This is a genomic window from Vibrio gazogenes (assembly GCF_002196515.1).
In the GTDB taxonomy this organism is placed as follows: Bacteria; Pseudomonadota; Gammaproteobacteria; order Enterobacterales; family Vibrionaceae; genus Vibrio; species Vibrio gazogenes_A.
On record NZ_CP018835.1, the window covers coordinates 1,671,193 to 1,692,101 of the forward strand.

A 20,909-nucleotide genomic window follows, 5' to 3' on the forward strand; every position below is an offset into this window, starting at 1 on the left:
CTAAGACTAGCGCGTCATTAAGTTGTTCATTTCTAAAATCGGCATCAGGGTTGCCATCACAATAAATAAAACCAACCCTGCCATCAATGCAATCAGCATGGGGGTGAACAGGCCCAAAGCAATGTTCACCGTTGCTTCAAACTGCTCATCCTGGTTGTCTGCCGCACTAATGAGCATGTTCTCTAATTCACCGCTCTGTTCACCACTGGCAATCATATGAAGCATCATCGGAGGGAAAAGCTTCGTTTGTTGCAAAGACTTACGAATGCTCGCCCCTTCTCGAACGGATTCTGCCGCTTCCTGCACTTTCTGTTTCATGTATGTGTTTTCCACAACATCTTTGGCAACAAGCATTGCATCGAGAATTGGAATACTACTCGAAGAACATATCGCCAGTGTTCGTGCAAAACGAGAGGTATTCAGGCCTCGAACAATTTTACCAATCATGGGGACGCTCATCAGCTTACGATGAAATGCAAAACGAATATGTGGTCGCTTTAAAGCTGACTGAATGAATACCCATCCACCTAACGCCAGCAACAAAACCAACCAACCCCATTCCTGCACAAAATGGCTCATATTTAACAAAAGCTGAGTCGATGTCGGCAGAGTCTGCCCCATTTGGATAAATTGCCCCACAATTTTGGGCACCACAGCTGCTAAAAGAAAAGCGACAATCGTGACCGCGAAAACAACCAGAACAATGGGATAAATCAACGCTTGCAAGAGCTTTGAGCGCATCTTTTGTCGATTTTCGGTATAACTCGCCAAGCGATTGAGGATCATATCCAAATGTCCGGACTTCTCACCGGCCGAAATCATAGAACGAAACAACCCATCAAAAATATGTGGGTAATCGGCCATACTATCAGCGAGAGAAAAGCCTTCCGTCACTTTTGACCGGACACGAGTGAGAACACTACGAATCCGTGGTTTTTCTGTCTGTTCGATCACCGCTTGCAGACACGCCTCCAGCGGCATTCCTGACTGGAGTAATGTCGACATTTGTCGAGTTAGCAGAGCAAGGTCTGTCGCCCCAATCCCTCTTTTCCACGAAGTGGTGCCGCCTTGTGTTTGATTATTTTTCTGGACTTGCGTCGCCTGAACTGTAATCGGAGTCAGCCCTTGCTCTTTCAAGCGTTGACGAACGTGGCGGGCACTATCCCCCTCGATCACACCTTTCTTGCGTTTTCCTTTGAGATCAAGCGCCTGATATTCAAATGCCGCCATCAGACCTCCTCAGTGACCCGCAACACTTCTTCAAGTGTCGTGATCCCCGCTTGGACCTTACTCAGTCCATCCATACGAATGCTCGGGCATGACTCGCGAACTTGCTGTTCAACGGCCTGCTCACCCGCTTCGGTATGGATCAGTGATTTGACTTTCTCATCAATCACTAATAACTCATGAATCCCTGTTCGTCCCCGGTAACCTTTGTAATGACATTTCTCACACCCTTTGGGTGCATAAAGTGTCAGAGGTTCATCCTCTGGCATGTCGAATAGTTCGCGCTGTTCTTTATCGGCTTCAAATGGCTGCTTACAATCAGGACATAACGTCCGAACCAAGCGTTGAGCCAGAACGCCAACAAGAGATGATGACACCAGAAAAGATTCAATCCCCATATCTCTCAAACGGGTAACCGCGCCAATCGCGGTATTCGTATGCAATGTCGAAAGAACCAAGTGCCCGGTAAGGGAGGCTTGTACCGCAATTTGTGCCGTTTCCAAATCCCGGATTTCGCCGACCATCACGACATCGGGATCCTGACGCAGAATCGCTCTCAACCCTCGGGCAAAAGTCATATCGACTTTTGGATTCACCTGTGTTTGACCGATACCGTCAATATCAAATTCAATCGGGTCTTCAACCGTCAGAATATTCTTCTCATTCCGATCCAATTCTTGTAAGCCGGCATAAAGCGTCGTCGATTTACCCGAACCGGTTGGTCCTGTCACCAGTAAAATGCCATGTGGTCGCTGCAGCAGTTCTCTGAACCGAACGAAAATGGCTTCAGTCATACCCAGACTGTAGAGATCCATTTGAGTCGCATTTTTATCCAAAATACGCATAACGACCCGCTCGCCATGAGAAGAGGGCATGGTAGAAACACGCACATCAACGGCCCGTCCACCGATTCTCAGCGAAATACGTCCATCTTGAGGTACCCGTTTTTCAGCAATATCCAGCTTTGCCATGACCTTCACGCGCGAGACCAATAAAGGTGCGAGTTTACGGCTGGGTGATAAAACTTCACGAAGCATGCCATCGACCCGAAAACGGATCGATAAAGATGTTTCAAAGGTTTCAATATGGATATCGGAAGCTTCTTCTTTGATAGCTTCACTCAACATGGCATTAATCAGCTTGATAATCGGTGCATCATCATCGGAGTCCAACAAATCCTGATTATTCGGCAGTTCCTCTGCGAGGGCAAAGAAGTCATCGTTATCAGCACCGAGATCTTCCATCAACTGGCGAGTTTCGGATGTATCACGTTGATAGACTTTCGTCAGCCGTGCATCGAACTCGGCTTCAGGAATTGCCACCAGCTCAAAAGATTTTTGCAACACCCGTCTGGCCTCAACCAAAGCCGTAATAGATACCGGCTCCACATAATAGAGATAGGGTGTCTCATCTTCATGTGAGGCGTCAAATACGAGCTTATACCGGTTTGCGAAACTAAAAGGTAAACGCTGCACAACGCTACTCCTGATCTTGATCCTTCGGAATCTGCTCGATAAATGCCTGTAATTCTTCCGGATAATGATTCTGTAAATTAAATGCGGGTATCACTGGCGTTTTCTTGTCACGCATCAATTTCAGACCTTTCTCGGCTTTCACAAGCTGCTCAGCACGGATAAAGTTATACTTTCGCTGAGTCACGCCATCAGCGGTCATGCCATCACGAATAATCGTCGGCTTGATAAAGACCATTAGATTTCGTTTCTCAACTTTGGTACTGGTTGAACGGAACAAGTAACCCAGCAGAGGGATGTCTCCGAGAATCGGAACTTTGGAGTCGCTTTCCTGAGTACGTTCGTCGATCATGCCTCCCAAGACCAGCATCTGCCCATCTTTAACCATGACTGAGGTATTCAATTGTCGTTTGGCAAAACGGACATCGACAGCCCCGTCAGCGGCCAGAACATTCGAGACTTCCTGCTCGATATTGAGCAGCACCGAATCCCCTTCATTGATTTGTGGAACGACCTTTAATTTGATCCCAACTTCTTTACGATCCACGGTTTGGAAAGGATTATCATTCCCTGAACTTGACGTCGCACCAGTCAGAACCGGGACTTCTTCACCGACCACAAATGAGGCTTCACCATTGTCCATGACGGTAATACTCGGTGATGACAGAATATTTGAACTGGAGTCTTTGGAAACCGCACTGATCAGCGATGTCCAATCACCCATCACGATACTAACCGCAGCACCTTCGACACCACTCAGTGCATCAGACAACGACTTATAGTCGCCTGATTCTGTCGTAGTATAAGGCCGTCGGTTACCATTATTATCGGTGTAGTATTCAGTACTGACCTGATCTTTCGCTTCTTCCAGACCAACCATAACCTTACCGATAGAAGCACCACTATTCCCAAACTGGATTTCCGAGCCACTTTCAATCGAGCCCCATTGCACCCCGAGGTTAATCCCTTCACCTTCAGACATTTCGACAATCAGGGCTTCAATCAGAACCTGAGCCCGACGAATATCCAACTGGCTAATCACATCCAGTAGCGGTTTCATAATATCTTGTGGGGCACTGAGAATCAGAGAGTTGGTATCCTTGTGTGCGGCAATCGTGACATCAGCCCGACTCGAAGGCGCAGACTTTTGCTCACCTTGCTTTTCCGACTGAATATTATCAGAGACGCCTTTCAACACATCGACTAAATCTTCAGCTTTGGCATACTTCAGATAAACAACCCGGTGGTTACTTTTGGTCGCCATTTCAATATCAAGTCGTTTAATTAAGCGAACGATCCGTTTTCTGACTTTCGGATCACCCGAGATCAAAATGGAATTCGTCCGATCATCTGCAACGACTTGTGGCTGGAGAATTTGCGGCAGGCTTCTCGTCTCTTTACTGGTATCAAGAGCACTGACAATCCGTACAATTTCCGGTGCCGAAGCATTATTCAGTGTCACGACATCAATATCCGTGTTTCCTGCTTGGTCAACGCGATCAATAATCTGAGCCAAACGGTCAACGACTGCGGCACGTCCGGTCAATAAAATAATATTCGCAGGTTCATAATGAACCACATTACCGGAGCCCGCATTGTTCACTAACTGACGCAACAATGGAGATAATTCTTTAACGGAAACATTGTGAACAGAGACAACCCGGGTAATAACACTGTCAGCATTTGTGTTGCCGGAAGAGTCCAATACAGGAATTGCTGAGGTTTTTGCATCTTTGGATTTAATAACTTTCAGAACACCGTTGTCCATTTCAACCACGGCAAACCCATAGACTTCCAAAACATTCAGAAAGAAACCGTAGTATTGGTCATCACTGAGCGTGTCATAACTCCGTACATCAATTTTCCCTCGCACAGAAGGATCAACAATAATTGTTTTATGTAAGTTACGACCGACAATGTTAATAAATTCCTGAATATCAGTGCCTTTAAAATTAACACTATACTCGTTCGCCAAAGCTGCCGGAGAAAGCATCATACTTCCTAATAACAACCACGCGCTCTTTTTTAGCCAATACTTCACGTCTTTACTCCCTCAATGCCTAGCGACGCTGCATTAAAATTGAATATATATATCATGAGTCTGTCCATCTCTCTCTACTGTAATTTTTACATTCGAAAGATCTGATAAAACGGAGGCAATATCTGACATTGCACTTTCCTTTCTTAAATCGACATCGTTCAATGCAACGGCAATATCACCATTCTGTAATCCGACAGATTGAAATAACTCCGGTGAACGTCCGGGACTCAAACGATAACCGAGAATATCATTATCACGTTTCATTTGAGATAAACGAACATACTGAAACAGAGTCTGCGGATTCTCCGCAATTTCATGTTTGATTTCAGTCAGTCGCTCCTTCTGGGTACTGACTTCCCCGGTATCATAATTGACAAAGTCATCTGGAGATGGGGCGTTCAGCATGGAATGAGGCTGGGAATTCACCCTCCCCAAACGACTGTATTCGACATCTTTCAACATGAGCGTTTCGCTTCTTCCTGCATTACGGATGATCACTCGATCATTCAGCACAGACTCCAGTGTCACTCGCGTGCCTTCAATGCGTTCATTCAGTCCATAAGTTGCCTGAACACCTTGATAATCAATAATGGCAAGGTCTTCTGTGTTGTTATCACTCACAACAACACCAACAAGCTTCAGATTTAATTTGGTTTTCGGAGCATTAACGACATGCTCTTGAACAACTGACTTATCGTTCTGCTGTTGGAATTGGCCAAAAAGTTGCTTTTCTTTTACAAATGCGCTGTCAAAGCTATTGGTTGAACCTCGCGCTTCATTTGAAGAAGGGGGTGTCCATGACGGAACCTGCATCGTCTCAAATGGTGCCCAGATCAGCTGACCGAATATCCAAACAGCAACCAACCATATTCCTGCTGAAATAATGGTGCTGAACAGTGATTGATAGTGAATGAAAGAACGCAATAAAGACATGAATAACGCAGGTACTGAGTTCTTTAGTGTGTCAACGTGTGGCAATCTCTAACCCTTTGAATTTATCCCTGATTAATCGGTGTAATCAGTTTTATTACACCATATTAAGATGCTGACTAATATAACACACCCATTTTACTATCCACTGTTTTATACTCAAATTTCATCATTTTCTTGAAAACCTAGGTATAAACCACCATTTATCCTTTTATTATTGAGTAAACCAACATATTCAGAGGACGATTTTGCGATGAGTTCTAGTGAAGAACCGATACGGCTAGATAAATGGCTCTGGGCTGCGCGATTTTATAAAACCCGTTCGATTGCCAGAAATATGGTTGACGGTGGCAAAGTCCACTATAATGGGCAACGATCTAAACCAAGTAAAATCGTAGAAGTCGGAGCAACTGTCACGCTTAGACAAGGGCAAGAAGAAAAAGTTGTCATTATTGACAAAATATCGGGACAACGCAGAGGTGCTCCCGAAGCTCAAACCTTGTATACAGAGACAGCGGCAAGCATTCAAAAACGTGAAGCAAATGCAATGCAACGCAAATTGAATGCGCATAACCCGAGTCCGGATAAGCGTCCCGATAAAAAGCAACGACGCGATATCATCAAATTTAAACATCAATAAAGAACAAAGCTGGAGTTTCCTTCATGGCAAGCAATATGTTAAATCGCTACCTGTTTGACGAGTTATCAGTACGTGGCGAACTGGTACAACTGGATGACGTCTATCAACAAGTCGTGTCCAGTCAGGAATATCCGGCACCAATCCAAGCGCTGCTGGGAGAGTTACTCGTTGCAGCCTCTCTTTTAACCGCGACCCTCAAGTTTGAGGGCTCAATTACTTTGCAGATTCAGGGAAATGGGCCTGTATCTCTGGTAGTCCTCAATGGTGATCATGAGCAGAATGTCCGTGGCGTAGCTCGTTGGAAAGGCGACATCCCTGAGGATGCGACCCTACATCAATTAATGGGAGATGGACACTTAGTGATTACCATCGACCCAGAAAAGGGTGAACGGTATCAAGGAATTGTTGCTTTAGACGGTGATTGTTTGGCAAGTGTTCTAGAGACTTATTTCGAACAGTCGGAGCAGTTGAAAACCCGGTTATGGATTAAAACAGGGCAATCAGAAGAGAAGCTCTGTGCAGCAGGCATGCTCCTACAAATTATGCCGGACGGTACCGGCTCTCCAGACGATTTTGAACATCTTGAACAGTTAACAAACACGGTTACGGATGAAGAATTGTTCTCTTTGGAAGCAAATGAGTTGCTCTACCGCCTATACAATCAGGAAACCGTGCGGCTATTTGAACCACAGCCAATTACTTTTCACTGCGGTTGCTCTCGCCAACGCTGTGGTGCAGCAATCATTACCCTTCCTGAGGATGAAGTACAGGAAATGCTCGCTGAAAACCCAACGATTTCTCTTCATTGTGAATACTGTGGCACCGACTATCAATTCGATGAAAATGATATCAAAGAGTTACGCTACAGCTCATTGGCACAAAATAAAACCATTCATTAATTCTCATCACTTATTAAGCTTTTTTTTAATACTTTAAGCCAGTTGAAAAACTGGCTTAATTGTTAATTATTCAATATAAAAACCCACAAAACTCATAAAAACCAACATATTATCAACACTTAATTTGCATAAATTAATAATTTCTATTACCTAGTCTAAACTAGTCTCTATACGTTAGAATAACTTACCCTAATATGTGACGAGACACCTAAATACTCATAACAAATGTGGGTATTTTTTGAACCATCTCCCTGTTTTCGATGGTCCTCGTTGCTAGCATGGCGTACAGATTACATAAAAAATTCTTACAAAATCTCTACAATTCCTACGAAGGAGCACCTATGACCGTAATGGAACAAATAAAGGCTGCAAACATGGATCTAACCTCTTATGGCATCACCGATGTCACCGAAGTGATTCATAACCCAAGTTATGAGCAGTTATTCGACGAAGAAACAGCACCTCACTTAGAGGGTTATGAGAAAGGCATCGTAACCGAACTAGGCGCCGTTGCTGTTGACACCGGTATTTTTACCGGTCGTTCTCCGAAAGATAAGTACATTGTCAAAGATGACACCACTAAAGATAATTTTTGGTGGACATCTGACACAGTAAAAAATGATAACAAACCCATCACTCAGGCAGTATGGGACGATCTGAAACAACTCGTCACCAAACAGCTTTCAGGGAAACGATTGTTTGTGGTCGATGGTTACTGTGGAGCCAACCCAGACACTCGTCTTTGTGTCCGTTTTATCACGGAAGTTGCTTGGCAGGCGCACTTTGTGAAAAACATGTTCATCCGTCCCAGTGATGAAGAGCTGGCCACATTCGAACCCAGTTTTGTGGTGATGAATGGCGCTAAATGTACCAATCCAGACTGGCAAGCGCATGGCCTGAACTCAGAAAACTTTACTGTCTTTAATCTGACAGAAAAAATGCAGCTGATTGGCGGAACCTGGTACGGTGGCGAAATGAAGAAAGGTATTTTCGCCATGATGAATTACTTCTTACCGCTCAAAGGCATTGCAGCAATGCATTGCTCTGCCAATATGGGTAAAGATGGTGATGTCGCCGTTTTCTTCGGTCTATCCGGTACAGGGAAAACAACATTATCGACGGATCCTAAACGAGCGCTCATCGGTGATGACGAACATGGTTGGGATGATGATGGTGTCTTCAACTTTGAAGGCGGATGCTATGCCAAAACTATCAAACTCTCCAAAGAAGCAGAACCTGACATTTACCATGCAATCCGCAGAGATGCATTGCTTGAAAATGTTACCGTCCGTGATGATGGTACGGTTGATTTCGATGATGGCTCCAAAACCGAAAACACCCGTGTTTCATATCCGATTTATCACATTGATAATATCGTTAAACCTGTCTCAAAAGGCGGTCATGCAAGCAAAGTGATCTTCCTCTCTGCTGATGCATTCGGTGTTCTGCCTCCGGTTTCTAAACTAACCCCTGAGCAGACCAAGTATCATTTCCTCTCTGGTTTTACCGCAAAATTAGCCGGCACAGAACGAGGTATCACGGAACCAACACCGACATTCTCCGCTTGTTTCGGTGCGGCATTCCTGACATTGCATCCGACCAAGTATGCGGAAGTGCTCGTCAAGCGTATGGAAGCAGCTGGTGCTGAAGCATACCTTGTCAATACTGGCTGGAATGGCACAGGAAAACGGATTTCAATCCAAGATACTCGGGCAATTATTGATGCTATCCTTGATGGTTCGATTGAGAATGCACCGACCAAAACTGTCCCAATCTTTAACCTTGAAGTGCCAACGTCATTACCGAACGTGAATGCTGAAATTCTCGATCCTCGGGATACATATGTCGATGCGCTGCAATGGGAAAGCAAAGCGAAAGACCTTGCCTCTCGTTTCGTGAAAAACTTTGATAAGTACACCGATAACGATGAAGGTAAAGCGCTTATTTCTGCCGGACCACAAATCGACGCATAAGTCGTTTAAAACATCAGTAAGCCCCTACTTCAGGGGCTTTTTTTTGATCGTACGAATTTTGTTGAAGCAAAGCGATTTTTGTTCCAATCTGTTAGACCGAATGAACCAATGGTCCTAAAAAATGAAAACAGGTATTATCCGGGTATTCCTTATATTTCTTCTGCTCACCCTGATAGGGATCACCGCTGGCATCGTCATTGTCCAGTCTCGCTATATCACACCTGTTGCCCAATGGACGATTCAAAAAATAGGCTTCCCTGAGTTCCATGCCCAGAAAATCAGCTACCAATATCCATTCCATCTAAAATTTGAACACGTCACTCTGTCTCAACAACTGACACCGATCCAGACCGTGAATATTTGGCTTAATCCTCATCAAAGCACTCTCAAGCAGCTTGCATTCGATAGTGTGCTCATTGATGGGATCACCTTCGATAATGAGCAAGCATCTCTTCCAGCACCATTAGAAACGGTCAAAATCAACCAACTTGCTATTCGCAACCTTTCTATGACAACCACAGACGATCTAATGGTTCACGGGCTCAATATACAAATTCAAAACCCGACTTGGCATGGAACGAACACTTATCTGCCTTATGGTAACATTCAACTCTACGCATCTCAGGTCACGTGGCAAGGAGAAACTCTCACTGATCTGCTCATCACTGGTCGCCATCAAGCACAATATAGTCAGATTGATAGTCTGACCGCAACGTGGCGTGGCGCTTCACTTTCCTTGCAAGGAAAAACCAACGGACAAGGCTGGTCAATAGAAAACCTAACTACAGACAAATTAAATTTGTCTCTGTCTCAGTTTCAGCAATTGTCTTATAAATTCAGAGATCTGATAGAACAACACATCGTGCAGATTGATCGACTTGATCTGTTAAACAGCCAGTTCAATATGCCACATATTCAACTTAATCATTTCGATTTATCACTCACTGATTTTCATCCGACCGCATCTGAAGCACTTTGGAAACAGACTCATGCAGTACTGTCATTAGATGCAGAAAGTCTTGTCCTTGATGAAATGATGTGGGTAGAGCCCAGTATCAACCTCATCCTGACGCCCGGTCAGTTAGATATCGATGACTTTAGCTCTACCCTCATGGACGGTCAAATCCATGTCTCCGGCGCTATCACACCGGAGACGGTAACCATCCGGGATTTACAGCTACAAAGCATGAAAATGTTTATCGAGTCAGACACTGAGCCTGACTTCACTTGGCTTGCGTCACTCATGCCATCACTCAAACAAGTGAACGTGGAACAGCTAAAAATTCGGAATAGCCAGATTATTCAACTCGCCCATCGACCTTATTGGCAATTATCTGGGATCAATACAGATATCGATCAGGCACAACTGCTCGATGCTCAACGGTGGGGGTTATGGCAGGGTACGGCAAGAATGTCCGTCAATAACCTTAGTTATGGGCAGTTCGTGGTATCTCAGGGCGTCGTCGAAATGCACAGTCAAGAGAATCGCTGGATACTGGATCGACTATTTCTTCCATTCTCCAAAGGGTATCTGGCCGCCAAAGGACAGTGGCAATATGGATTGAAAGGCGCTCCATGGCAGTTTTCAATTGATGCGGATAGCCTTCCCCTGAATCTGTTCAAGCACCTGCCACTCCAGATGAAAGGACTGGTTGACCTGTCCGGTTCAGCTCAGGGACTTTCCGGAGATTCTGTAATTATCAATCACACGTTAAGTGGCTTATTGAATCTGGATGTCAGAAATGGCCAACTCCAGCTCCCAGATAACCATACTCAGCCAAAAGACTTCATGCTGAACACCATGGAAATCACCGGAGATCGGGGAAAAATCACTGTCCCTGAAATTCATCTCAAATCCAACGATCTCAACGCGACCATCAGTGGTCGCTGGGATCTGACTCAGTCAGATAAAGGCTCGTTAACTCTCTCGGTAACAACAGGGGAAAAACAAATCCATTACAATTTACTGAAACCATCACAAACTGAGCCACCAGCCTCTCAGACCGAAGCGGGCACCATACAAGTCACATCGGATTCATCGGCCAATTAAAGACTTATAATTCGGGATCAACATGTATGTTCCGACAAACTGAACTGCAGGTTTATCCCCACTTCTGACAGTCACATTGACGATGATCCGAGCTTTACGTCCAGACTCAAGACGATCCAGATCACCACTAATATCATCTAATGAGGTCACTGCGATCGGGTTATCACAAATGGGTAGCCGATACCGAATACGACTATCGACCATCACGATGTCCCCATAAAGGCTGCGTTCTCGCATGAGTAACCATGCCATCCCCCACCCAGTCAATGTCGCCAAGGTGAAAGCGGAACCAGCAAACATCGTGTTATGCGGATTGATGTTGGGATTCATCGGCGCGTAACACTCGAACTGATAACCAGTGTACTGATTAATCTTAATCCCCATTTTTTCACTAATCGGGATCTGGTTTTCCCAACGTTCCTGCAACTCGGAACACCACTGTGGTTTACGCTGAACATTTGCCATCGGATCAAGAGTTTTCACCATCTGCTGATGCCGGACAGGCCCGCGTTCATCACTCAGTTCACCACGACGCTCAAATCCATTTTTCTCATAAAAAGCAATGGCATCTTCTCTGGCATTACATACCAGACGTTTCGCACCTTCCTGACGGGCAAGTGATTCTAATGTCACCAAGAGTAGTGACCCCATGCCACGGCTCCGGCGATTCGCTTTCACCGCCATATAACGAATCTGTCCTTCACAGTCTGGGGTAATGTACAATCGGCCGACCGCCATAGGACGTCCCCGACTATCAACAATCATCCGATGATGACTCATTGGATCATATTCATCCCGTTCTGATCCCAACGGCAAATGCCATGGTTCACGTAGCATTTGCCAGCGAAATAAATAGTATTTACTCAGCTGGTTCTCCGTCTGAGGGCTAACAATCTTAAACATGAACTGTCCCTATCTTATTGATTAAACCTGTAACCAGAAGGTCACGGGTCCATCATTGACCAACGCCACTTTCATATCCGCAGCAAAGCGTCCTCTCTCCGTAGGAAGAATGCTTGCACATTGCTCAGCGAAATAATCGTACAAACGCTCAGCATCTGCTGGTGCCGCACCACGAGAAAATCCAGCGCGTGTTCCCTTTTTCGTATCTGCCGGTAATGTAAACTGTGAAACCACTAAAACTTTGCCTCCGATTTGTTGAACATTGAGATTCATCTTCCCCTGTTCATCTTCAAATACCCGGTAGGTCGTCACCCGTTCAACCAGACGTTTAGCCTTAGCCTCATCATCATCTTTTTCTACCCCTAACAATACCAGCAATCCTTGTCCAATATTTCCTACAACCGAGCCATCCACAGTGACGGATGCTTCACTTACTCTCTGAATCAGTGCGATCACAATGTCTTCCTTTTTCTCCATTATTATCAGCCAATTGCTCAGATGTTAGCATGTCTGCTTGCCAAGATTCATATTCACCCAGAGCGGCAGTTACTTCAGCGCCCAATAGGACAATCAACCAAGAAAAATATACCCAGATAAAGAGAATCGGAATCGCGGCTAATGCCCCGTATATAAGCTGATAAGATGGAAAGTGTGTAATATAGGCAGCAAACCCCGCTTTACTGATTTCAAACAGTAACGCGGCAACCAGCGCCCCTGACAGAGCATGACCCAACTTCACTTTTTTATTCGGAACAAGGACATACAACCCGGTAAATGCAGCAAACGAGAGTAAGAATGGCAGCCTTCTGAGTACCCACTGAGAAAATCCATGAAAGGTTTCATTGGAAACCAAGTTCAGTGACGTCATGTAGGATGTTACAGCAAGACTCGCCCCAACCAGAAGCGGGCCTAACGTTAAAACCATCCAATACATTGAAAAGGAGAAAACCCAGCGACGCTTCTGATCAACCCGCCAGATGTAATTCAACATTTTATCAATATTAGAAATCAGCGTCAGTGCAACGACAAATAGAAATAATCCCCCTAACGCTGTCATTTTGCTCGTATTTGATACAAAGTCATGCAGCGCCTGATTAACCGCTTCACCAGCAGCCGGCAAGAAATGGGTAATAACAAATGTTTGAATGATTTCCCCGGCATCATTAAAAGCAGAGAACGCAGATAAGACTGAGAGTAAAACCGCCACCATCGGAACGAATGACAACAACGAGATATATGCCAGATATCCCGCATTGACCTGAATTCGATCATGAGTCACCCGACGCCATAAATATCGGGAAAAAACAACGCCAGTATCGATGATTTGTTTTGTATTCAACACAGAGACCTCATCAGCACACGGTGGTTTTATAGATAACAACATTGTTGTTTTAAAGATGATATAAGAAAAGGAATAATTTTATCCCTTTTCTTATATCAATTGCGCAAGAATATGCATTTAGATTAGCAGGATATTCACCGAGTGACTATATCTCATCCCGCTGATAAAAAAAGGCGGAAACAATGTTCCGCCTTCATTACATCATCAGTCTATAAAGACTTACTTTCCACCGCGATACGCTCTTTTACGATCATTTTCAGTAAGATGTCTCTTACGAATTCGGATGCTCGCAGGCGTCACTTCAACCAGCTCATCATCATCGATAAATTCTATCGCTTGCTCTAGTGTGAATTTAATCGCAGGGGACAGAACCTGTGCTTCATCAGTACCAGAAGCGCGAACGTTGGTCAGTTGCTTACCTTTCAAACAGTTTACAGTTAAATCATTTGAACGGTTATGAATACCAATAACTTGCCCTTCATAAACTTCATCAGCGTGTTCAGCAAATAAACGTCCACGTTCTTGTAAGTTAAACAATGCGTAAGTCAGTGCTTTACCCGTTGCATTAGAAATCAACACACCATTATTGCGTTGACCAATAGAACCACCTTTATGTGGACCATAATGATCAAAAGTATGGTAAAGCAGGCCTGAACCAGAAGTCAGCGTCATAAACTCTGTTTGGAAACCGATTAAGCCACGAGAAGGCATCGCAAAGTCCATCCGAACCCGACCTTTGCCATCCGGTGACATATCTTTCAATTCACCTTTACGTACACCAATATTTTCCATGATGCCACCTTGATGCTCTTCCATCACATCAATAGTCACCACTTCAAAAGGTTCAAGCAGTTGGCCATTCTCTTCTTTCAGAATAACTTCAGGACGAGAAACCGCGAGTTCAAAGCCTTCACGACGCATATTCTCGATCAAAATCGATAAATGCAATTCACCACGACCGGACACTCTGAATTTGTCTGGATCGTCAGTTTGCTCAACGCGTAGTGCCACATTATGAACCAACTCTTTTTCCAAACGCTCCAGAATATTACGAGATGTAACAAACTTCCCTTCTTTACCGGCAAACGGTGAAGTATTCACTTGGAAAGTCATCGTGACCGTCGGCTCATCAACCGAAAGTGCCGGCAATGCTTCGACGTTGTTTACATCACAAATCGTGTCTGAAATTTTCAGTTCACCCAGACCGGTAATCGCAACGATGTCACCAGCAGTCGCCCGCTCAACTTCGTGTCGCTCAAGCCCCAGATACCCCAGAACCGTCCCGACCTTACCGTTTCTCTTCTTACCGTCTGCACCAATAACGCTCACTTGCTGGTTTGCTTTGACGGTTCCGCGAGTGACTCGGCCAACACCGATAACACCAACATAAGAGCTATAATCCAGCTGGGAGATTTGCATTTGCAACGCCCCATCAAGATCAACATTAGGAGAATCGACATTATCAACAATGGTTTGGAAAAGGGGTTCCATATTCTCGCCCGTTTCGCCTTCTTCTAGCGAAGCCCAACCATTTAGTGCCGATGCGTAAACCACCTGGAAGTCTAACTGCTCATCCGACGCACCGAGATTATCAAACAGGTCAAATACTTGATCCATGACCCAATCAGGGCGAGCGCCTGGCCGGTCAATCTTGTTGATAACCACAATCGGTTTCAAACCATGTGCAAAGGCTTTTTGAGTAACGAAACGAGTTTGTGGCATTGGGCCATCAACGGCATCAACAATAAGCAGAACAGAGTCAACCATAGACATAATACGCTCAACTTCACCACCGAAGTCCGCGTGTCCAGGGGTGTCAACGATATTGATATGGTAATCGTGCCAGTTAATCGCTGTATTCTTCGCTAGGATTGTAATTCCACGCTCTTTCTCAATATCATTCGAGTCCATGACTCGTTCTTCAACTTCACCGCGAGACTGTAAAGTTCCGGATTGTTGTAATAGCTTATCAACCAAGGTCGTTTTACCGTGGTCAACGTGCGCAATGATCGCAATATTTCTTAGTTTATCAATCTGTGGTGTTGTCATGGATTCATCATCATTGTAAAAGTTCAATTCCCGTTCTTTGATGTAACTGGATTTCGGGATAAAAAAAACGCTCAATAATGTACCAGATTTTGAAGAAATGCCCAGAAATATGTGATCTAAAACAGGCTTATTTCTTCTATTCGTACATTAAGTCACTCTTCTAGAGTTTAGTCTTTGGAATCCATCACGTTCAGAAATAGTTGAGATCACAACTTTTCACGAGCAGAAAGCAGAAAAAACAATCAAATGCTATTTGACAAATTGCCTACTCATAGGGCTGAATAGAGAAGCGGTTGACAACTATTGGTGCAACTGAAATTTAAACGCACCATATTAGTGCAATGCGCAAATCATTTTAGTGCAATGATTGATAATTGAAAGCTCGTTATCTTATTAAGACATTGAATTAAAAGGATTTTTAATCATGGCACGATTTTGGCTAGTAAAGTTTTAGCTTTAGTTAACGTGATAAACACAAAGTTAATTGATGCTTAAACCAAGTCGAGCTTTTACCGATTTTTTAACACTGGAGGTTGTCCAAGATGTCAGTAGAAAATGTTCTATCGCTGATCCAAGAAAACGAAGTTAAGTTTGTTGATTTACGCTTTACAGATACAAAGGGTAAAGAGCAACACGTTTCTATTCCTGCTCACCAAATCGATGCTGACTTCTTCGAAGAAGGTAAAATGTTTGATGGTTCATCTATTGCCGGCTGGAAAGGAATTAACGAATCTGACATGGTCCTGATGCCAGATGCCTCAACTGCTGTTTTAGACCCATTTACAGAAGACTCCACATTAAATATCCGTTGTGACATTTTAGAGCCGGCAACTATGCAAGGCTACGATCGTGACCCACGTTCGATTGCACAACGCGCTGAAGAATATATGCGTTCTACAGGTATCGCGGACACTGTGTTATTCGGTCCTGAACCAGAATTCTTCCTGTTTGACGATGTAAAATACTCAACTAACATGTCCGGTTCTTTCTACAAAATCGATGACATAGAAGCTGCATGGAACACAGGATCAGAGATCGAGGGCGGAAACAAAGGTCACCGTCCAGGCGTTAAAGGGGGTTACTTCCCTGTTGCTCCTGTTGACTCATCTCAGGACATCCGTAGTGCGATGTGTCTGATTATGGAAGAGATGGGACTGGTTGTTGAAGCACACCACCACGAAGTCGCAACCGCAGGTCAGAACGAAATTGCTTGCCGTTTCAACACCATGACACTGAAAGCAGATGAGATCCAAATCTATAAGTACGTTGTTCATAACGTTGCTCATGCATTTGGTAAAACTGCGACTTTCATGCCGAAACCACTTGTCGGCGACAACGGTTCTGGTATGCATTGTCACCAATCTCTGGCAAAAGATGGTGTTAACCTATTTGCTGGTGATAAGTACGGCGGTTTGTCTGAAACAGCATTGTTCTACATTGGTGGTATCATCAAACATGCTCGTGCAATCAACGCATTCGCGAATGCTTCAACAAACTCATACAAGCGTTTGGTTCCAGGATTCGAAGCACCAGTTATGCTTGCTTACTCTGCTCGTAACCGCAGTGCATCAATCCGTATTCCTGTCGTGCCAAGTCCTAAAGGACGTCGTATCGAAGTTCGATTCCCTGACCCAACAGCCAACCCATATTTGGCTTTCGCTGCGATGCTGATGGCTGGTCTAGACGGAATTAAGAACAAGATTCACCCTGGAGATTCAGCAGATAAAGACCTGTATGACCTGCCAGCAGAAGAAGCAGCACAAATTCCAACGGTTGCAGAGTCTTTCCAACAAGCATTGGAAGCTTTGGATGCAGATCGTGAATTCTTGACTGCGGGTGGCGTATTCTCTGATGATTTCATCGATTCTTATATTGCTCTGAAATCAGATGATGTAACTCGCATCAATATGACGACTCACCCACTTGAATTCGACATGTACTACTCTGTATAAGTCCATATTTCATACCAAAATGATCAGGCCCGCCCTTTGGCGGGCTTTTTTACACCAACTGACGATTACTTATTGAAATATCATTATAAATCCTTTCGTAAACCGCACAAACAAAGCGCATATCGGGCAAGATAATTGCATTCATATTTAATGTAATAAACCATGGCTACAGCTGTCGTGAAATTGGACTCAAAACGCTGTTGATCTGACTGATTTCAAAGAAGAGAGACTTGTATTTATCCCTTAGTTAGCCATACTCATTCTATTAACGCACCATTTTTGTGCAATGCGTCATTTTGGAACATGGTGACCACTCATGAGTAGTGAACTTAGTACAACAATATTGAACAATATTGTGACATCCACATTGATACTGGATGAGTCTTTATGCGTCCGCTATGCGAACCCTTCAGCAGAGCAGCTATTCTCACAAAGTGCCAAGCGGATTATCAATCAACCTCTATCCAATTTAATTCAACATGCATCTCTTGACCTCGCGCTCCTCTCACAACCATTACAGAGCGGCCAAAGTATTACCGATAGTGACGTAACATTTGTCGTCGATGGTAAACCCCTAATGCTAGAAGTCACGGTTAGCCCGTTAACTTGGCAAAAGAAATTAATGCTATTAGTTGAGATGAGGAAAATCGGTCAACAGCGCCGTTTGAGCCAGGAATTAAACCAACATGCCCAACAACAGGCTGCGAAGTTACTCGTGCGAGGATTGGCCCATGAGATTAAGAATCCACTGGGAGGGCTACGAGGCGCAGCACAATTATTAGAGAGAATGCTCCCAGATCAGAGTCTGACGGAATACACCCAAATTATTATTGAACAGGCTGACCGACTTCGATCTTTGGTTGATAGACTCCTTGGGCCCCAGAAACCCGGGAAGAAAAGATCTGAAAACTTACACTTAATTCTCGAGAAGGTCCGTCAATTGGTCGAACTCGATGCTCGTTCTCACCTTGTGATTGAACGCGATTATGACCCAAGTTTACCCAATCTCATGATGGATATGGATCAAATTGAACAGGCACTACTGAATATTGTTAGTAATGCTGCACAAATTTTGTCCTCACAACAACATGGTAAAATTACACTCCGCACCAGAACAGTGCATCAAGCCAATATTCATGGACAGCGGCACAAGCTTGTGGCCCGAATTGAAATCATTGATAACGGACCGGGAATTCCCAACGAGTTGCAAGATACGCTCTTCTATCCAATGGTCAGCGGAAGAGAAGGTGGTAGCGGACTAGGATTATCGATTTCTCAAAATTTAATCGATCAACATAATGGCAAGATCGAGGTTGAAAGCTGGCCGGGACGGACCGTTTTCACCATCTATCTACCGATAAATTAATCATGATGCTCCGTTCAATGATAGAACCAATGAACGAACCATTTATGGAACAAAATTTTTAACACTTAGCGAACGTTAGTGACAGATGCTGTTTAAGGAATACTGATTATGAGTAAAGGATACGTATGGGTTGTCGATGACGATAGCTCTATTCGATGGGTGATGGAAAAAACCCTGTCTTCAGCCAACATTAAATGTGAAACTTTCTCTGATGCAGAAAGTGTTCTGATGGCTCTGGAAAGAGAATCTCCTGACGTATTAGTATCCGACATACGTATGCCCGGTATCGATGGTATCGAGCTATTACATCAAGTCCACTCCCGCTCACCCGAGCTTCCTGTCATCATTATGACGGCTCATTCTGATCTAGATGCCGCAGTAAACGCCTATCAAAAAGGCGCTTTTGAATACCTCCCCAAGCCTTTTGATGTCGATGAAACACTCACGTTGGTTGAACGCGCCATTGCTCATGGTCAAGAGCAGCGAAAAGATCAGTCGGGACGCCTGACACATACAGATGATACTCCTGAGATTATTGGTGAAGCTCCGGCCATGCAAGAAGTATTCAGGGCCATCGGACGTCTTTCACGTTCTTCAATTTCTGTATTAATCAATGGTGAATCAGGAACAGGGAAAGAACTAGTCGCTCATGCTTTACATCGACATAGTCCACGGGCGCAGAAGCCGTTTATTGCCTTAAATATGGCCGCAATTCCGAAAGACTTGATTGAATCAGAGTTGTTCGGCCATGAAAAAGGAGCATTTACCGGTGCAAACAATGTCAGACAAGGTCGCTTTGAACAAGCGAATGGCGGAACATTATTTCTGGATGAAATAGGTGACATGCCACTCGATATTCAAACGAGATTGCTACGTGTGCTGGCTGATGGGCAATTTTATCGTGTTGGTGGGCATTCAGCCATCAAAGTAGATGTTCGAATTGTTGCTGCAACGCATCAGAACCTCGAGAAACTGGTTCATCAGGGTAAGTTTCGGGAAGATCTATTTCATCGCTTAAACGTCATTAGAATTCAAATTCCTGCACTCAGAGAGCGTCGGCAAGACATCGAAAAGCTAACTAAACATTTTCTAGCACTTGCGGCCAAGGAGCTCGGTGTGGAAATGAAAACACTGCATCCCAAATCATTGGAGATCCTGAATCGTCTCGATTGGGCGGGTAATGTTCGCCAGTTAGAAAATATGTGCCGTTGGCTAACAGTCATGGCAAGTGGTACAGAAGTTCTTCCCAATGACTTACCCTCAGAACTGTTGTCAGAAAAGAAAAATGTTGAATTCGACCATGATTCCAGTTGGCAGAAACAATTGGACGCGTGGGCAAGAACAGCATTGTCAGCAGGTGAAACTGATCTTTTATCCTATGCTTTACCAGAATTTGAGCGAATCCTTTTAGAAGCTGCGTTAAATCATACCAATGGACATAAACAAGATGCAGCAAAAGTACTGGGGTGGGGGCGAAATACATTGACTCGAAAATTAAAGGAACTTTACTAAACATCACTCATTTTTTGTGAGAACAAAAAATCGGCTTCAGTGACTATATTGCTATTGCTTTCCCAATAGCAATATAGCTCGCTCGCAGTTACCTCAACTCGATGAGTCATATATTGCCAAATGCTGCTTAGTGCGTAAACGAAGGCAAATGATTCATTCCATTTTGTAAGGGCTATAACGAAAAGGGGAGTTGGCGAAGAAGCCATCTCTTTACAGGGATTCGAACCCGCGATTGCCTCACGGCAGCGTGACAGGCCGCCGTTTTTAAAAAGAAGGCTAACCCACTGAACGACCGCGCCACTTGGACTGTTGATGAAACAATAGGAATCGGTCTTTACGCCAGATACAAAAAACCTTGGTATCACGACCAAGGTTTCAAATAAGTGGCCTTCCCTTTACGGATAAGCGGACGGGACTCGAACCCGCGATTGCCTCACGCCAGCGTGACAGGTCGCTGTTTTTAAAAAGAAGGCTAACCCACTGAACGACCGTGCCACTCGGACTGTTGATGAGACGTAAGAATGGGGCTCTATTCGCCAGATACAAAAAAACC

The 20,909-nt window shown here is 44.3% G+C and carries 15 protein-coding genes; 7 read left to right on the plus strand and 8 right to left on the minus strand.

Annotated features, from left to right (window positions below; translation table 11 throughout):
- Window positions 1-6 precede the first annotated feature (6 nt).
- The 4 genes from gspF to gspC are packed head-to-tail and all read right to left on the minus strand — an operon-like array spanning window position 7 to window position 5,718.
- Window positions 7-1,230, minus strand: a complete 1,224-nt coding sequence (gspF, locus tag BSQ33_RS07570; RefSeq protein WP_021021703.1) for a type II secretion system inner membrane protein GspF — start codon at window positions 1,228-1,230, stop codon at window positions 7-9.
- Window positions 1,230-2,702 (minus strand): type II secretion system ATPase GspE, encoded by a 1,473-nt coding sequence (gene gspE, locus BSQ33_RS07575; protein ID WP_021021704.1) that lies wholly within the window; start codon window positions 2,700-2,702, stop codon window positions 1,230-1,232. Before gspE ends, gspF begins: the two co-directional genes overlap by 1 nt.
- A gap of 4 nt (window positions 2,703-2,706) precedes the next feature.
- Window positions 2,707-4,740, minus strand: a complete 2,034-nt coding sequence (gene gspD / locus BSQ33_RS07580; RefSeq protein ID WP_027694397.1) for a type II secretion system secretin GspD — start codon at window positions 4,738-4,740, stop codon at window positions 2,707-2,709.
- Between the two features lie 33 nt (window positions 4,741-4,773).
- The gene (gene gspC / locus BSQ33_RS07585) at window positions 4,774-5,718 is read right to left on the minus strand and encodes a type II secretion system protein GspC (protein ID WP_141650710.1); all 945 of its coding nucleotides are present in this window, start codon (window positions 5,716-5,718) and stop codon (window positions 4,774-4,776) included.
- 205 nt (window positions 5,719-5,923) lie between these two features.
- Between gspC and hslR the strand changes: the two genes are divergently transcribed.
- From hslR to BSQ33_RS07605, 4 genes are all read left to right on the plus strand, one after another.
- Window positions 5,924-6,310 (plus strand): ribosome-associated heat shock protein Hsp15, encoded by a 387-nt coding sequence (gene hslR / locus BSQ33_RS07590; protein WP_088133770.1) that lies wholly within the window; start codon window positions 5,924-5,926, stop codon window positions 6,308-6,310.
- A gap of 23 nt (window positions 6,311-6,333) precedes the next feature.
- The gene (gene hslO / locus BSQ33_RS07595) at window positions 6,334-7,209 is read left to right on the plus strand and encodes an Hsp33 family molecular chaperone HslO (protein WP_021021708.1); all 876 of its coding nucleotides are present in this window, start codon (window positions 6,334-6,336) and stop codon (window positions 7,207-7,209) included.
- A 341-nt stretch (window positions 7,210-7,550) separates the two neighbouring features.
- A complete protein-coding gene (gene pckA / locus BSQ33_RS07600) occupies window positions 7,551-9,182 on the plus strand; it encodes a phosphoenolpyruvate carboxykinase (ATP) (RefSeq protein WP_021021709.1) in 1,632 nt (543 codons plus the stop codon).
- A gap of 121 nt (window positions 9,183-9,303) precedes the next feature.
- On the plus strand, window positions 9,304-11,232 hold the full coding sequence (locus BSQ33_RS07605) for an AsmA family protein (RefSeq protein WP_088133771.1): 1,929 nt from the start codon (window positions 9,304-9,306) through the stop codon (window positions 11,230-11,232).
- Here BSQ33_RS07605 and BSQ33_RS07610 read toward each other — a convergent pair.
- The 4 genes from BSQ33_RS07610 to typA all read right to left on the minus strand — a co-directional run bounded on the left by BSQ33_RS07610 (window position 11,218) and on the right by typA (window position 15,526).
- Entirely contained in the window at window positions 11,218-12,135 is a 918-nt protein-coding gene (locus tag BSQ33_RS07610; RefSeq protein WP_021021711.1) for a bifunctional GNAT family N-acetyltransferase/hotdog fold thioesterase, read from the minus strand. The two genes, BSQ33_RS07605 and BSQ33_RS07610, sit on opposite strands and share 15 nt — an antisense overlap.
- 21 nt (window positions 12,136-12,156) lie before the next feature.
- The gene (gene dtd, locus BSQ33_RS07615; RefSeq protein ID WP_021021712.1) at window positions 12,157-12,591 is read right to left on the minus strand and encodes a D-aminoacyl-tRNA deacylase; all 435 of its coding nucleotides are present in this window, start codon (window positions 12,589-12,591) and stop codon (window positions 12,157-12,159) included.
- Window positions 12,563-13,474, minus strand: a complete 912-nt coding sequence (locus BSQ33_RS07620; protein WP_232471973.1) for a virulence factor BrkB family protein — start codon at window positions 13,472-13,474, stop codon at window positions 12,563-12,565. The genes dtd and BSQ33_RS07620 overlap by 29 nt, the downstream gene beginning before the upstream one ends.
- A gap of 222 nt (window positions 13,475-13,696) precedes the next feature.
- The gene (gene typA / locus BSQ33_RS07625; protein WP_021021714.1) at window positions 13,697-15,526 is read right to left on the minus strand and encodes a translational GTPase TypA; all 1,830 of its coding nucleotides are present in this window, start codon (window positions 15,524-15,526) and stop codon (window positions 13,697-13,699) included.
- Between the two features lie 542 nt (window positions 15,527-16,068).
- On the opposite strand from typA, the gene glnA reads away from it, so the two are divergent.
- The 3 genes from glnA to glnG all read left to right on the plus strand — a co-directional run bounded on the left by glnA (window position 16,069) and on the right by glnG (window position 20,356).
- Window positions 16,069-17,478 carry a glutamate--ammonia ligase gene (gene glnA, locus BSQ33_RS07630; protein WP_021021715.1) on the plus strand — a complete coding sequence of 470 codons (1,410 nt, stop codon included), beginning with the start codon at window positions 16,069-16,071 and terminating at the stop codon, window positions 17,476-17,478.
- 316 nt (window positions 17,479-17,794) lie between these two features.
- Complete coding sequence (gene glnL, locus BSQ33_RS07635; RefSeq protein ID WP_021021716.1) at window positions 17,795-18,844, plus strand: nitrogen regulation protein NR(II); 1,050 nt, start codon at window positions 17,795-17,797, stop codon at window positions 18,842-18,844.
- Window positions 18,845-18,952: 108 nt separating this feature from the next.
- Complete coding sequence (gene glnG / locus BSQ33_RS07640; RefSeq protein WP_021021717.1) at window positions 18,953-20,356, plus strand: nitrogen regulation protein NR(I); 1,404 nt, start codon at window positions 18,953-18,955, stop codon at window positions 20,354-20,356.
- The last annotated feature ends 553 nt before the right edge of the window (window positions 20,357-20,909 follow it).